The sequence below is a fragment of the Tenacibaculum aiptasiae genome (genome assembly GCF_965221665.1).
GTDB lineage: Bacteria > Bacteroidota > Bacteroidia > Flavobacteriales > Flavobacteriaceae > Polaribacter > Polaribacter aiptasiae.
Window position 1 is genome coordinate 2,061,741 of sequence record NZ_CBDCSN010000002.1, and the last position, 13,948, is coordinate 2,075,688.

At 30.4% G+C, this 13,948-nt stretch carries 10 protein-coding genes and 1 tRNA gene; all 11 read right to left on the minus strand.

All coding sequences use genetic code 11. The annotated features are described in order from the left end of the window. Window positions 1-69: 69 nt before the first annotated feature. Window positions 70-972, minus strand: coding sequence for a phosphatidylserine decarboxylase (locus ACOQN8_RS09855; RefSeq protein ID WP_420552548.1), 903 nt, complete (start codon window positions 970-972; stop codon window positions 70-72). Further along, entirely contained in the window at window positions 953-3,016 is a 2,064-nt protein-coding gene (gene scpA, locus ACOQN8_RS09860; protein ID WP_420552549.1) for a methylmalonyl-CoA mutase, read from the minus strand. The genes ACOQN8_RS09855 and scpA overlap by 20 nt, the downstream gene beginning before the upstream one ends. After that, complete coding sequence (locus ACOQN8_RS09865) at window positions 3,009-4,358, minus strand: methylmalonyl-CoA mutase subunit beta (protein ID WP_420552550.1); 1,350 nt, start codon at window positions 4,356-4,358, stop codon at window positions 3,009-3,011. Before ACOQN8_RS09865 ends, scpA begins: the two co-directional genes overlap by 8 nt. Then, window positions 4,358-4,675 (minus strand): FtsB family cell division protein, encoded by a 318-nt coding sequence (locus ACOQN8_RS09870; protein WP_150901388.1) that lies wholly within the window; start codon window positions 4,673-4,675, stop codon window positions 4,358-4,360. Before ACOQN8_RS09870 ends, ACOQN8_RS09865 begins: the two co-directional genes overlap by 1 nt. Before the next feature lies 1 nt (window position 4,676). After that, window positions 4,677-5,282, minus strand: a complete 606-nt coding sequence (udk, locus tag ACOQN8_RS09875; RefSeq protein ID WP_150901394.1) for a uridine kinase — start codon at window positions 5,280-5,282, stop codon at window positions 4,677-4,679. A 100-nt stretch (window positions 5,283-5,382) separates the two neighbouring features. Beyond that, window positions 5,383-5,456, minus strand: a tRNA-Thr gene (locus tag ACOQN8_RS09880). A 253-nt stretch (window positions 5,457-5,709) separates the two neighbouring features. Beyond that, the gene (locus ACOQN8_RS09885; RefSeq protein WP_420552551.1) at window positions 5,710-6,822 is read right to left on the minus strand and encodes a cytochrome-c peroxidase; all 1,113 of its coding nucleotides are present in this window, start codon (window positions 6,820-6,822) and stop codon (window positions 5,710-5,712) included. A gap of 9 nt (window positions 6,823-6,831) precedes the next feature. Beyond that, a complete protein-coding gene (locus ACOQN8_RS09890; RefSeq protein WP_420552552.1) occupies window positions 6,832-8,361 on the minus strand; it encodes a DUF6850 family outer membrane beta-barrel protein in 1,530 nt (509 codons plus the stop codon). A gap of 10 nt (window positions 8,362-8,371) precedes the next feature. Beyond that, window positions 8,372-9,256 (minus strand): hypothetical protein, encoded by an 885-nt coding sequence (locus ACOQN8_RS09895; protein WP_420552553.1) that lies wholly within the window; start codon window positions 9,254-9,256, stop codon window positions 8,372-8,374. Window positions 9,257-9,324: 68 nt separating this feature from the next. Continuing rightward, window positions 9,325-10,650 carry a DUF4876 domain-containing protein gene (locus ACOQN8_RS09900; RefSeq protein ID WP_420552554.1) on the minus strand — a complete coding sequence of 442 codons (1,326 nt, stop codon included), beginning with the start codon at window positions 10,648-10,650 and terminating at the stop codon, window positions 9,325-9,327. Window positions 10,651-10,682: 32 nt separating this feature from the next. Further along, window positions 10,683-13,400 (minus strand): TonB-dependent receptor, encoded by a 2,718-nt coding sequence (locus tag ACOQN8_RS09905; protein WP_420552555.1) that lies wholly within the window; start codon window positions 13,398-13,400, stop codon window positions 10,683-10,685. Window positions 13,401-13,948: the final 548 nt, after the last annotated feature.

The following is a 13,948-nucleotide window of genomic DNA, read 5'->3' on the forward strand; positions in this document are numbered from 1 at the left end:
GGATTAAAGCTGTAATAAAATTATGATTTCAATCATTTTTAAGGGCAAAGGAGTGTTAAAGTAAATAGATTACTTTCCTATTGTTTCTCCCATTTTAACAAAAGTCTCAATACGATTTTTTGTGTTTTCTATAATGTCTTGATCTATAGCTAATTTTTCTTTGTTTACTAAAAGAACAATAGTTGAGCCTCCAAAAGCAAAATACCCCATTTCGTCACCCTTTTTTATTGGAGTGTTTGCAGTATAAGTTTCAATAATGCTTCCTACCATTGTTGCTCCAACTGGAGCTATGACGATGTCTCCTTTTTCTTCTGTTGATAAAATACAATATTCACGTTTATTTTCGCAAAAAACCTTTGTGAAATTGGAAGCTAAGGCATATGGAGAAACAGAAAAATAATCACCTTTTATTTTTGTCATTTCTGAAGGAACTCCATCAAAAGGAAAATGATATCTGTGGTAATCATTAGGAGCTAATCTTAAAATAATCAAAGAAGAATCTTTGTGTTTTTCTGCTAATTCTTCGTTGCCTAAAAATTCTTTAAGTGTAAATTTTCTACCTTTTACAAAGAAATTGTGGATGTCGGAAATGTTTTCAAAGGCCAACATTTTTCCATCACCGGGAGAGACAAAGTCAGAATTTATGGGTCTGGCATTGGGTTTTAATTTTCTATAAAAGAAATCATTGAAAGAAGTAAACTCAGAAATAGATTTTTCAGCTTCGTTTATATCAATACCTAACTGTGCTACAAAGCTTTCTATTTTTTTTGTAGACTTAGGTTTGTTCATTTTTTTACCATACCAAGATGATAAAAACTTACGTTTAGCTATAGGTAAAATAGCCATTTTACCGAATGGGTTATTGTATAGTAATTTTAGAAAAGCTTCTCCAGGAGGAGTTTCTATAATTGTGTTACCAGATTCTCTATCAATGAATTTTATTTGCATGGCTTTATTCTTCTGTACTGTCAATTAAAATAGTTAACATATCAATAGCTGCTTGTGCTATTTTGGTTCCAGGTCCAAAAACACCTACTGCACCAGCATCAAATAAGAACTGGTAGTCTTGTGCAGGAATAACTCCTCCAACAATAACCATTATGTCTTCACGTCCATATTTTTTTAGCTCAGCAATAACTTGCGGTACTAATGTTTTATGACCTGCTGCTAATGAGGATATTCCTAGAATATGAACATCGTTTTCAATAGCTTGTTTAGTTGCTTCAATTGGAGTTTGAAAAAGAGGTCCTATATCTACGTCAAAACCTAAGTCGGCATATCCTGTAGCTACTACTTTTGCTCCACGATCATGTCCATCTTGCCCTAATTTGGCAATCATAATTCGAGGTCGTCTACCTTCTAATTCAGCAAACTGATCAGCTAGCTCAGTGGCTTTTTTAAATAATTTGTCGTCTTTTATTTCTTTACTGTACACGCCTGATATGGTTTTGTGAACTGCTTTATGACGCCCGAAAACACTTTCCATTGCATCGGAAATTTCGCCTAAAGTAGCTCGTTTTTTAGCAGCCTTCACGGCTAGATCTAATAAATTACCTTCGCCTGTTTTAGCACATTCGGTTAATTCAGTTAAAATCTCATCAACTTCTGTTTGATTTCTTTTAGCTTTTAAATCGTTTAGCCTATCAACTTGGGATTGTCTTACAGCTTCATTATCTACCTCTAAAATGTGTAAAGGATCTTCTTGTTCTAGTTGATATTTGTTTACACCAACAATTACATCTTGACCACTGTCTATTTTTGCTTGTTTTTTAGCAGCGGCTTCTTCGATACGCATTTTAGGAATACCTTTTTCAATAGCTTTGGTCATTCCACCTAGCTCTTCAACTTCTTTAATTAAGTCCCAAGCTTTGTTTGCGATTTCTTCAGTTAATTGTTCAACATGATAGCTACCAGCCCAGGGATCAACAGTTTTGGTAATGTTAGTTTCTTGTTGTAGGTATATTTGTGTGTTTCGAGCAATTCTAGCAGAGAAATCTGTAGGAAGTGCTATTGCTTCATCTAAGGCGTTGGTGTGTAAACTTTGTGTTCCTCCAAAAGCTGCGGCCATAGCCTCAATAGTTGTTCTTGCTACATTGTTAAATGGATCCTGTTCTGTTAAGGACCATCCACTTGTTTGACAATGTGTTCTTAAAGCTAGTGATTTTGGGTTTTTAGGATTAAACTGTTTTACTAGCTTAGCCCATAACATTCTACCTGCTCGCATTTTTGCAATCTCCATAAAATGATTCATTCCAATAGCCCAGAAAAAAGAAAGGCGAGGAGCGAAGGTGTCAATATCCATTCCGGCTTCTAATCCTTTTTTGATATATTCTAATCCGTCAGCTAAAGTGTAGGCTAATTCAATTTCTGCAGTGGCACCAGCCTCTTGCATGTGGTATCCAGAAATAGATATTGAATTGAACTTTGGCATATTTTCAGAAGTATACTTGAAAATATCTGCAATAATTTTCATGGATGGAGTAGGTGGGTAGATATAGGTGTTGCGCACCATAAATTCTTTTAAGATATCATTTTGAATAGTTCCAGTAAGTAATTTAGGTTCTACTCCTTGTTCTTCTGCTGCAACAATATAAAAAGCAAGAATAGGTAATACGGCTCCATTCATTGTCATAGAAACCGACATTTTATCTAAAGGTATTTGATCAAATAAAACCTTCATGTCTTCCACAGAATCTATAGCTACTCCAGCTTTACCTACATCTCCTTGAACGCGTTCATGATCTGAATCGTAACCTCTATGGGTTGCTAAATCAAAGGCAACTGAAAGCCCTTTTTGTCCTGCAGCTAAGTTTCTTCTATAAAAGGCATTACTTTCTTCAGCTGTTGAAAAACCGGCATATTGTCTAATAGTCCATGGTCTACGGACATACATTGTTGAGTATGGGCCACGTAAATTTGGAGCAATCCCTGCAACGAAATTTTCATGAGGGAAATTTTTGTTTTCTATATCTTGACTTTCTGCTAGTTTTATATTTGATATATCTTTTCTACTCATTACTTAATCGTTCTTGTTCTAACTTTTCAGCTAATCGTTTTTGGATAATTGGCTGTATTAGAGTTTTTTCATTTCTAGTTTTTACAAAAGGGAATAATTCTAAATCATTTTTCATTAAATCCTTTTCGTTTTGAATTTTGTTAGTTCCTAGTAAAACTAATTCACCAGAATCGAACTTTTTTTGTTCGTTGTCTGCTGATTCTTTTATTTTTCGTTGAATAGTTCCTTCTTTAAGTTGTTGTAAGAAGCCTCCTCCTTGTTCTATCGACTTAAAAATAACTAAAGCATTCTGTGCTAATTGTTGTGTGATTGCTTCTATATAATAAGTGCCATCGGCATAATTTTGAGCGTTAGCTAATTCGCTTTCTTGCTGTAAGATTAATAGCTGATTTCTTGAAATTCGTTCACCAAATTCGTTTGAGTGGTGGAAAATATCATCATAAGATATGTTGCTAACCGTGTTGGCTCCTCCTAGTATAGCACTCATGCATTCTGAGGTGGTACGTAGCATGTTTACATTATAGTCGTATAATGTTTTATTTCGTGAGCTTGGTTGAACATAAATATGTGCTTTTTGATTTTCAGTATTGTATTCTTTTAAAAGAGCGTCCCATAGAATTCTAAAAGCTTTTAGTTTAGCTATCTCAAAAAAGTAATTACTTCCAACTGAAAAATTGAAATGTATTTTATTGATTATATCACTTCCAAAATGGTTTAAATACTCATTTGCATGGGCTAATGAATAAGCTAATTGTTGAGTAATATTTGCACCTGCATTTTGATATATTGAAGCATTTACGCAAATAGAGTTATCGGTAGAAGAGATAATTCTTTCTAGTTCTTTATGATCATTGTTTAGATTGCTAAACCAATTTCCAGAATTAGCAAGGTTTCCAATTATATCTATATTGAAATAACAGCTTTTAGAATTGACAAATTCTGATAATTCAATAATGAAACCTGATTCTAAAAATTTTAAATTGAAATAAATAGCAATGTTTTGAATGTCGATTTTATCCAGTAGAACTTTATAATTGAATTTACTCTTAGCTTTAAACTCTATTGATTTAGCTCCTCTATTTAATGAATCTAAAGCGAATGAATTTGCTTTTTTTTCATCCTCAACGAAGATAGATTGGCATACTTTGAAGCCCTCACTAGAAGTGTTCGATTTTAATTGTGTTCGATCTTCTTTTGAATAAAAAGGCTTTACGGTAATTCCTTCGTTAGTTTTCCAAAGAAGTGTTTCGTTGTAATCAGCGCCTTTAAGGTCTACTTGGATTTTTTGTTTCCATTCTGCAGGGCTAATTTCGTTGAATTCATTAAATAAATAATTACTCATTATTTCTGTATGGTATCAAATTCAATAATATATATGTCTTCATTCTCTTTCTTCATCAAGTATTTTTCACGAGCATAGCGTTCTAGTTGAAGAGAATCTTTAAGTTTTTCGATTGTCTCTTTATCTTTCTTAATCTTTTTTTGGTGGTAGTCAATCCAGGTTTCAAGTTCCTTGATTTCTTTATTGAACTCTCTATGGGTAAGATATGAATTTTCATCTAAAAAAAGCATCCAGAAGACAAATATTGTTAAGATAATAACATATATGTTAGTTGCTATTTTAAAGGATGGTTTGTTTTTTAGTGATTTTAAATTCATCTTATAAACGGTCGTTAATTACTGTTCTAACGATATCTATAGCTACAGTATTATACCTGTCGTTAGGTATTATAATGTCTGCATAATTTTTTGTTGGTTCAATAAATTGTTGATGCATAGGTTTTAAGGTGCTTTGGTATCTGCTTAAAACTTCATCAATGTCCCTACCACGTTCTTTTATGTCTCTTCTTACACGTCTAATTAAGCGTTCGTCTGCATCTGCATGCACAAAAACTTTAATGTCGCAAAGGTTTCTTAATTCTTTACTGTTAAAGATTAAGATTCCTTCAATAATTACAACCTTACGTGGATGTGTTTTAATAGTGTCTTTAGTTCTATTGTGAGCTACAAAAGAGTATACAGGTTGTTCAATTATTTTATTGTTCTTTAAATCTGTTAGGTGTTGAACTAATAAATCAAAATCAATAGCTCTTGGATGGTCAAAATTTATCTTGGTACGCTCATCGTATGTTAAGTTATCAGTTTGGTTGTAGTATGAGTCTTGCGAGATTACACAAACTTCGTCTTGTGGAAGTTCGTTAATTATTTGATTTACTACAGTAGTTTTTCCACTTCCAGTTCCACCAGCAATACCGATAACAAATATATTTTTCATTGAGTTTAATTAAGATAAAATTTTCAAGACAAATTTAGGAAAATATGTAAACAAAAAAAGCGCTAACTTAAGTTAACGCTTTTTGTTTCTGAGCCGATGAAGGGACTCGAACCCCCGACCTGCTGATTACAAATCAGCTGCTCTAGCCAGCTGAGCTACATCGGCCTTTTTCTTTAAGGCGCTGCAAATATAGAACGTTTTTTGATACTGCCAAAAACTTTTTTCACTTTTTTTTAGAGTAAAAATTGAGAAGTTTTTTTTGAGGTTTGTAACTATTTGTTTTTTAAAAGTTTGAGTTTTTTTTTGAATGCTAATTTTTTTTTAAAAAAAAATATTGAAAAATATGATTCAGTTAAAATTATATCAATTTTTAAAGGCCGAAGGGATTACTTTGAGTTTTATAAATATGGTTTTAAATTTATTCTTTAGGTAATTCTGGTGTTGAAATGCGAAAAGCAGGAGCGGAAAGGCTTTCTAAAAAAGCAATAATATTTTCTTTTTCCTCTTCTGTTAAATCTAACTTTTGTATTAGAGGTGAAGTTGTAGGAAATAAACTGTCGTTTTTTTGGTGCTCTCTACGTCTAGGTCTAGGCATTCCATTACTATACATGTTTAAAATTCCATCCATTTTTCCAAATAAACCATTATGCATCCATGGACCTGTACGGATAACATCTCGTAGACTAGGTGTTTTGAATTTTCCTACATCTTCCTTTTTTTTAGTAACATTATATCTACCTAAGTCTTCAAATTTCCTACCGTAATAGGTAAGTCCTAAGTTATGAAATTTATTATCGGTGAATAAAGGTCCGTTATGACATGTTAAACAACGACCTTTAGTTCTAAATAAATGTAATCCTTTTAATTCGTTTTCGTCGAGTTCTTTTTTTCCTAGTAAAAAATTATCAAATTTAGATTTACGACTAATTAACGACCGTTCAAACATTGCTATTGCATAAGCAATGTCTTCTATAATAATATCTTCTTTTTTAAAAATATTTTTGAAAACTTTTCTATAACCTTTTATACTTTTTACTCTAGAGACTACTGTGTCTAGATGTGTATTCATTTCTACAGGGTTTTGAAATGGGCCTAAAGCTTGTTCTTCAAGTGAAGCAGCTCTTCCATCCCAAAAAAAATGTTTGTTATGAGATAGGTTTAATACAGTTGGAGCGTTTCTGTTACCTTCTTTAAGCATAAAACCTAAAGATTTTTCTCTATTATCAGTATAGTTTTGTATTGGATGATGACAACTAACACAAGCAAATTGTTTTGTTTGTGATAACCTTGAATCAAAAAATAATTGTTTACCTAATTGTAAGAGTTCTTTTGAGGGTTTCTCATTATTTGGATAGTTGGGTTTGGGTAATACTCCTAGTTCTTTCCATATAACGGTACTGTCTACCCACGGTTTTACCCATTCAGAAGGTTTCTTTTTATAAATATCTTGTAAAGCTTGATATTCTGATTTTTGCTGTTTACAGGATATTAATAAATTAAATATAATAAGAGCTATTATACTATATCTCATGCTAAAAAATTAATAAGTAATATTGAAAAAGAACATTGCTCCATAATTGAAGCCTTTATTATAGGTGATGTTCTCGTTTAAGTTGAAAAAATATTGTTGTTGTAAAGTGGTGCCTAAGGTAAGGTAGGTAGCTGATTTAACTTTTCGTTGATATCCAATTTGTAATGATGTATTTAATTTATTAGCGGTGTTTAAATAAAAGTCAGGCAGAGCAACATCATTGATGAAACGACTGTTAGTATTACTAAATAATTTTTCTTTTTTTAAATTGAAAAGAACGTCTGTTTTAGCTTTTAGGTAGATCTTATTGTTTTTTATTTTAAAATCTTTACCGTAAAAAGCTCCTAAACTTGTATTAATGAAATTAAAACTATTTACTGCCTGATAATCCTTCTTTTCTAATTGATAGTAGCTAGTATATATTCCATAATTGTGGTTAATTAAATTGTCAGTTTGCTTTAAGATTTGATAGGTTGCTTGAACATTAATTAAAGAAGCGTCGTAATTTTTACCATTAGTAGATATTCTGAAGTTGCTTCCAGAAGTATATTTTCCGTTTAAAGAAAATGAATGACCATTATTAAAATTATACCAATTAACTTTAGAAGAAACTTTGTTTACTGTATATCTGGCTAATAATATTTCTTCAGAAGCATCTACCGCGTTAAATTTTGTAGTAGTATTATCATATCTTATTTCGGTGTATAGTAGTTTATTTTTTCTATTAGAAATATAATTAAACCCTCCGCTGTATTTGATGTCGTTTTCTGTGTTTCTTAAAAATATAGCTGTTTCAATAAGTCCATATCCATATGATATTCTACTGTAGATTTCAGTATTATTAGGAATATTTTCATTCCCTATACCACCTAAATAAGAAATTTCTGATTTGTTGTTTACAGATCCGTAACCACCAAAAGCTCCTATATATTTTTGAGGAGAAATTTTATAGTAAAGTGTAGCTTTTGCAAAAACATCTAAATAATTTAATTCGGGAACTGGATTTATTTTTTTTCTAAAAAACTGAAGTGTTTTATAGTTAATGTTAATTGTAGTAAATAATTTATCTTTTATTATTGGTAAAACTAAATTTCCATTGAGTCGATAAAATTGATTGTCCCAATTTCCACGTTTATAAGCTAGATTATAAATAGGAGATGATTCTACTGGATTTTTATATGGATGAAGATTTGTGGTGTTCCAGCCTAAACCATCTAAATAATTACGAGTATAACCTATTTTACCTGTAAAAAGAGTATTGTTTTTTTTGTAAATCCCCTCGGTTTGTAAATTAATATTTGTTTCTTCAATAGCTTGCTGCTGTTTAGCTTTGTTGTTTTGTATATTTTGATACGATAAGGTAGTATGAGTATAATTATTAACCTTATTTATATAGAACAAAAAAGGTGTTTCATGAAAGTTCTGTAAAAGATCTTTGTAGTAAAAGTGTTGTAAATTTTGTTGAACTTTTAAACTGTCTTGTGCATTTATCTTAGCAAAAGAAATTAATATTATTATGGTTGTGAAAGCTTTTTTCATGATCAAATTTTTAATTTTCGCTGTTTTTTTTCTTGTTTTTAAGAATTTGATTAAGTAATTCCCTAGCCGCCATTTTATTTTTAATTCTATTAAAAACTACTATATTCAAAGAATCTTCGTATGTTTTTATTTCTGATTTTGGGAAATATTGTTTCTTCAAAGTTTCATTTATAATATTATCAAAATCATATGATGATATTGTAATGTTAAACTCGTTATCTAGAAAAGAATATTTTTTATTCAAAAAATTGATTTTTTTTATACTGTCCCTTTTCTTTTTTCTGTTTTTACGCTCTAGATGCCTTTTGTTATGAAATTTTGTAGCGTGTTTTAATCTATCAGGATTGTTTCTAAAGGCCCTTTTTAAGATGTTTTTTCTACTCTCAAATGTTTCTTGGGAGTGGTTCATTTTAATGGCTAACTCTGAAAAAAAATCAACAACTTCTAATTGGTTGTTGTTGTCATCTATTAAAAGTTTGTACACTTTATATGGGCGTTTTATGCCAAGTTTTTTTGCAAATATTTTTGATTCATTTGCCGATTTCCATATGTAGTACCCTAAGGTTTCCCATTTGAAATTGATACGATAACTAGCTATTCTTGATGCAGTCCAGTCGTTAAATTCATACATAGTAATTAATGAAATAGAATCGTTATAATTACTAATTTTCATAGGGTATTTTAAATATGCTTTTTTGAATTCTTCAGAGCTAATATTTATTTTATAATCCTTGTCAATATATTTGTAGGGATAGTCTAAAAAATTTATTGAGGAGATGCTGTCTATTTTTGCTCGTTCGTGAAATGAAAGTTTTGGAAAACCGTTTTGTTGGCTATGAATTTCAGTAATTGAAAAAATAGATAATAGAACCAGTATAATTTTGAAGCTTTTCATATTTTATTAAGGAAGAAGAAATCTTGTTGTAGAACAAGATTTCTTCTTCTCTTTAATAGAGTTAAAAATTAATTCCACCCTCCAGGTAAAGGAATGTCTATTGCGATAAAATCATCTTCAGAGTTATTAGTATCTTGTAATACTTTACGAGTTCCAAAAGTTTGAGCTACTTTTCTTATAATAGCTTGTGAAGAGTATCGTCCTTTAGGTACAAACATTTGTCCTCCATCTATAGAAGAATCTAAACGCCTTGGGGCTGCTTTTGTAGCATCTTCTCTACGTACTTCAACACCGTCAATAATAATATTGTTAGGAATTTGTACATATTTTCTAGTTGTAGAAGTAACAGCAGTAGTTTGAGGATTAGGTAATTTATTTAAAGTGTTAAAATCTTCAATTCTAAAAATTACAAAAGAATCTCTACCTAATGGATCTAAAATTAATTCTCTTTGACTGTTGTTGTAAACAATATCCATGTTTTGTACAGATGGATTGTCAATATCTGTTGAAAGAGGAGTTTTTCCAATGCTGTTAAAATAATCAACAAAGTTTACTTCAAAATTTGCACCACTTAAATCAATTGTCAATTCTGGTTTTGCTACTTGATAAGTCTTAGTAGGAGTTACTAAAGGTTGCTTATGGTTAATAGCTGTACCTGCAACCACAGTACTTTCGCCTGGGTTTAAAGGATATTGTTTTCCTGTTCCAGGAAATTTAATAATATGATCAGCATAAGTGTAATCTGTATTGGATTTGTCACCTTTAGTTTGATCAATAGATTTAGTCCAGTCGTACTGTCCATTTGCTAAAGTATAGGTTTTAACAGAGCTTGTAGTTCTACCATATACTTGTGCAAAGTGTAAACCGTCAAGATAAATTACTTCGTTAGAGTTGTTGTATAATTCGAAAAATAAATCTCTAAAGCTAGCGGCATCAAATATATCAGAACCAGCATAGTATACTTGTTTAATTAGTAGGTCACCAATTTTAGAAGTTTTTAAAACTACGGTTTTATTCATATCAGAACTATTGTTTATTACAATATTGTCTAATGTACCACTAAAATTAACGGTAGCTTCGGTTGTAGCTACACCAAAAAAGTTTTTATATTCACTAGAAGTAAAACTAGCAGTAGCAGTAAGGTTGTATGTACCTGGATTTACTGCGTCAAAATTTACATTTCCTTCAGTATCTGTAGTTGAAATGTATTCTTGAGTAGAATTGATGCTTTTTAATTTTACTTCGATTCCAGCAGTAGATTGATTATTGAATGCTTCTCCGAAGTTAGCTTTGATATCATAAGTAACTGGTTGAATTATAGGATCATAACTACAAGATATCATTGTAAAAGTAACAACAATAAGAATAGCTATTAATTTATTAAAAGATTTCATTTTTTTTGTTTTTGATTAATGTTTATTGTTTTCTAAAATTTATAAAATATACTTCCCCCAAAGGAAATTGGTCTGTTTAACTGACTAAGACTCCATGAACCATCACTATTTAGTTTTCTGGATTTAGGTAAATGATTTAAGAAATTAACTGCATAAAAAGAGAATCGTAAGCCGTTATCAAATTCTTTACTTAATCTTAAATGATAATTCCCATAAACTCTATCAATATCATTAGAAGAGGAGTCGCTGTTGGTTCCTAGTTTTCTGACTCCACTATATTTGTTATCGTTTTGTTCGTTTTCTGGAATCGTATGATAGTTGAGGTTTCTATCGTAGTATGCAATTGGATAAATATATCTACCGAAATTGGATTGCTTGGCCATAATAAATTGCTCGGCAGTAAGAGTTATGACTAGTCCTATACTTGAAATATGATGAATTGCTGTTATTGAACTATTAATTTTTTGAAACCTTGTAGGTCTGCTTTCATGAATTCCAATTAAAACATCTGACGAATCATCATTGTTTATAGTAAATGAATTTAAAGAGTTATTGTTTAATGTGTTTCTATAAGCTGCTGTTAAATTAAAAGAGGTATTAATTTCCTTTATTTTTCCAGTATTTACTAATAATTCTAATCCGTAATTTTCGCTTTCTAAAGCATTGCTAGGTAAGCTGTAATTTAATAAAACTGGTTTGTGTCCGTTAAGGGTATAGTCAGGAGCTCTGTCAGGATAAAAAGTAAAATCATAGGTTGGTAGTTGAGCTATTTCAAAACTACTTTGATTAGTAAAACCGTCTTTTAGTTTATTGTAATAAAAAGTTAAAGATGTGTTTATTGATTTTGAGTTAAAATCAATACCGGCTTCATATTTAAAGGTGTGAGAAGGTTTTAAGTTCTCATTTGTAAATTGTCTAACAAAAGTATGAGCTAATGCTAGTGAATATGAGTTGGTTCTATAATCAGCAATTAAATAATCGTAATAAAGATTACCAGGGTAAAGAGATTGTAAAGAAGGAGCTTTACTAAATAGACCAGCACCAGTTCTAAATTTTAATTTTTTAGATAAATATAATTTTGTGTTTATACGAGGGTTTAAGATAGAGTGTTTATTATAATTATCATATCTTAATCCTAAATCTGTAACCCATTTTTTGCCAAATATTTTACTGTTAATATTCGTAGTCAGATAAGTGCTAAAACGTTTGTCTGCCGGGAAATTATCGTTGAAATTTATGTTTCTAAATCCATTACTTCCGCCACTAGAAACACTATAAATAATAAGAGGTTCGTCCGAACTACTTGTGTTTCCTTTACCAAAGTTTTTATTAATGCTGAAAGAAGCTCCTAAATCAACTTTTAGAATAGTATTATTGAAATCAAATACCTTTTGAGCTTCTAATCTGCTGAAAAAAGATAATGGTTTGTTATCTACTTGTTCAGTGGCCCAATAAGAAACGGGAGTATAACTAGCTTCGTAGGTACCTTCACTTGTAGCTCCTAAAATTGGATTCCCACCATAACTAGTGAAGTTAGAATTTAAACTGTTGTTCTCACTATAATCTAATGAAATAGTACTAGTAATATTATCAATAAAGAAATTACTAAAGTATGTTGTGTTGGTGTTAGATAATCTAAATCTTTTACTATCGTTTTTTCTTTTTCTTCTACTGGTTGTTGTTTCTTGGGTATTGTATGAATTTATATTTTGAGAATAGCTAAAACTTAATAAGTTACGTGTTTTATTAGGCTTTCTGTACGACCAACTGCCATTAAAGGTTAAGCGATCATACTTATCTATTGCTGATCTAGGATCGGCATCAGATCTTAAGTAGTCTAAGCCTAAGTTTAAAAAACCTTTTTCTTTGGGTAATCTGTATCCTTTTGAAAGAGAAACACTATAAGATCCAGCTCGTAAAGTTGTGTTTAAAGAAAAAGGAGCCGTTCCATGAGCTCTATTAATTTTTACTAATCCTGAAGTATGATTACCATATCTAGCAGAAGATATTCCTTGAACAACATCGATAGATTCTATATTGTTTAGACTTAAGTTTTTTAAATCTAAACCCATGTTTACAGTGTTGTTTTCGGTAATGTTATTGAAGCCGCCAAATTTAAGGCCTCTAAAACCACTTAAGTTTACATCGTTATCTATAGGTACATCGTCAATAACGTAACCAACACCAAAAGTATTGTTAAGTAAATATGGGTCATTATTAGAAAGTAATCCATTACTAACATTTCTTCTAGAAGCATCACTAAAAAATGCTGTTCTTAAACTTAATAATTGTCTTTCATGTAAATTAGATTCAGAAATTGAATTACCTGGAATTAATTGCATTACATCAGCAACACTTTGAGCTTGTACTAAATTTATAGCTTGTTTACCTAATACTAAATTAGAGCCAGTACTTTCCTCTTTGTTTTTGGCTGTAACAACAACTTCGTCTAGTTTAAGGTCATTGTTTGCTAAACGAATAATTATATCAGACTTAAATTCCTTAACCAATAAACTAACTTTTTTCTTTCCGAGAAAAGAAAATTCTAGGGTTACAGGTAGTGTTTTAACTTGAATGTTAAATTGTCCATTCTTATCAGTTACCGTCCATTTGTTATATGGTTTTATATTTATTACTGCTTCTGAAATCGGGAGACTACTTTCAGTATCTAGCACAGTACCTTTTATTTGAGAATAACTTAAGCTTGAAAAGGTTAAAACAAGAACTAATAGGATATACTTTAAATCCATCCTTCATTTTATTTGGGGACAAAGTTATTTGTATTTAATCTAAATAAAAAAAGAAAGATTAAGATTTAATTAATTTTTAATTAATCAATAAATAAAATGTGAAAATTTAGGTTTTTTGATATTTATTATTTTAATAATTAATGATTTTTTTAATTTAAATGTTAAAAGTGTTGATGGTGTTTTTGACTGATTAGTTCTATTAGATTAAAACAAAGTCATTTACATTATTATGAAAAGCATTTTTTTAACATATAATATGTCTAAAGTTTCTTTAGATTAAGATTTCTTTTCGCTCGTTTTATAAGGTCATCTTCTCAGATAGAAAAACGAATTAGCTGCCTTTTATTCAATTTATAAACCGTTCGTCGATACTTTTCTGTTATTCAACGAAGTAAGTGGTGTTGTTTAACTGCTGTTTTAGACATAAGAGCATTTATTTGAATATTATTGATGTGTAATTTCAAGTAAATAATAAATGAGCAATAAATAGAAATATCTTATCTAATCGCTATAAAAACGAAACGGATTTTAGATATAAAAATTGGCTT